This is a genomic window from Formivibrio sp. oc-25 (genome assembly GCF_055810895.1).
On sequence record NZ_JBVVOL010000060.1, the window covers coordinates 2,470 to 4,712 of the forward strand.

Below are 2,243 nucleotides of genomic sequence, written 5' to 3' on the forward strand. Positions count from 1 at the left end.
GCCTTCACCGCCGGCACATCGCTCGCGGTCATCGACAGTTCGTTCACGCCCAGGCCGGTCAGGATGGCGGCACCGAGCGGATCCCCCGCCAGCCCGCCACAGACGCCGACCCAGGTGCCATGCTGGCGCGCGCCCTTGACCGTGCTGTCGATCAGCCGCAGCACAGCCGGGTGCAGGCTGTTGGCCATCGGTGCCAGATCCGGGTGCTGGCGGTCGATCGCCAAGGTGTACTGCGTGAGGTCGTTGGTGCCGATCGAGAAGAAATCGACATGCGGCGCAAACATTTCCGCCATCACGGCTACGCTCGGCACTTCCACCATGATGCCGAGCGGCACCACCGGCGCATCGAGTTCGATCCGGATCTTGTCGGCGATCTCGCGCACCTGCAGCACTTCGGCCACATCGGTCACCATCGGGAACATGATCTGCAACGGGCCTTGCTTGGCAGCGCGATACAGCGCGCGCAGCTGCGCATGCAGCAGATCGGGCCGGCGCAGCAGCAGGCGCAGGCCGCGTACGCCCAGGAACGGGTTCTCTTCGTGCGGCAGGTTGAGATAAGACACTTCCTTGTCGCCGCCGATATCGAGCGTGCGGATGATCAGCGGCCGGCCGGCCATGATCTCGACCAGTTCGCGATAGGTCTGGTATTGCTCTTCTTCGTCCGGCGGGGTGTCGCGGTCCATGAACAGGAATTCGGTACGCATCAGGCCGATGCCTTCGGCGCCGGCTTCCAGCGCGGCCTTGCCCTGTTGCGCCGAGGTGATGTTGGCGGCGATCTCGACCTGGTGACCATCGGTGGTCACGGCCGGCAGATCGCGGACTGCGGCGGCCTGGTCACGCTTGGCGCGCGCTTTCTCGGTTGCCTGTTGTGCCGCCTGCAGATCGGATGGGTCCAGATTGAAGTAGAGCGCGCCGCTGTCGCCATCGAGCACTGCCACGGTGCCGTCCGGGATTTCGCGCAGCACGATGCCGCCCGCCACCAGGGCCGGCATGCCGAGCGTGCGCGCCAGAATCGCGGTATGGCTGGTCGGCCCGCCAACCACGGTGGCCAGGCCGATCACCTGCTTCGGATCCAGCCCGACCGTATCGGAAGGCAGCAGGTCTTCCGCCAGCAGAATCGTGCCCTGGGTGAAGGCTTCGCCGGCTTGGGCGATGCCGAGCAGCTGGCGCAGGACGCGCTGACCCACATCGCGCATGTCGGCAGCGCGCGCGGCCAGCATGGCATCCGGGTTGGCCGCGATCAGGTCAGCCTGTGCGCTGAAGGCCTGCTGCCAGGACCAGGCGGCGCCATGCCCATTGAAGATGGTGGAAACGGTCTTGCGCAGCAGCGCCGGGTCGGTCATCAGTTCGATCTGGGCCTGGAAAATCGCGGCATGGCCTTCGCCCAGGCGGCTGGCGGTCGATTCGGCCAGGGCTTCCAGCTCGGCCTTGACCGCTTCCAGTGCCGTATCGAGCCGGGTGCCGTCTTCGGCGGCGGTCGTGGGGTTGTCTGCCACTTCCAGCGCCTGCGCGGCATGCTGGCGCGTGACGCCAATGGTCAGCCCCGGGCTGGCGGCCACGCCACGAATGACTTCGCACGCCTGTTTCGGTACCCAGCCCGCGCCCTGCTTGCGCGTGGCCTGCTCGGCCTGCAGGCGTGCCTGTTCCGCTTCTTCGGCACGCAGGGAGTCGATGCTCTGCTTGAGTGCTGCCACCGCTGCCGTGGCATCTTCACCTTCGGCGCTGATACGGATGGTGTGGCCGGCCTTGATGCCCAGACTCAGCAATCCGACCAGGCTCTTGCCGTCCGCCGATTCCTCGCCATTGCTGACGCGCACATTGGCAACAAAGCGCTTGGCCGTGGTCACCCAGACTGCAGCCGGGCGGGCGTGCAGGCCGTTGGGATAGTCGATCACGACCGAGAGACTGTTGGGCGTGTCGGAGATAGCGGCCGCGGGTGCCGCCGCCGCGGCAGGCGCCGGCTGGTCGGTCAGCGCCGCCATGATTTCGCCGGCATCGCGTGTCGTGGCCAGGCGCGCCAGGCGGGTTTCATCGCGCATCAGCCGCGTCAGCCGCCGCAGCAGGTCGATGTGCTCGTCCGACTGTGCCGCAATCGCCACCACCAGTTTCACCACCTGGCCTTCGTTCCAGGTCACGCCATCGGGCACCTGCAGCACCGCCACTCCGGTCTTACGCACCAGCGACCGGTCCTGCACCATGCCGTGCGGTATCGCTACCCCGCTGCCAAGGTAGGTGTCGGCCAT

1 protein-coding gene is annotated in these 2,243 nt (G+C 67.2%); it reads right to left on the reverse strand.

Features of this window, described 5'->3' with window-relative positions:
• Positions 1-2,243 (reverse strand): phosphoenolpyruvate--protein phosphotransferase (gene ptsP / locus AC0KVQ_RS16130; RefSeq protein ID WP_473422216.1); only part of this gene is annotated, 2,243 nt, incomplete at its 3' end.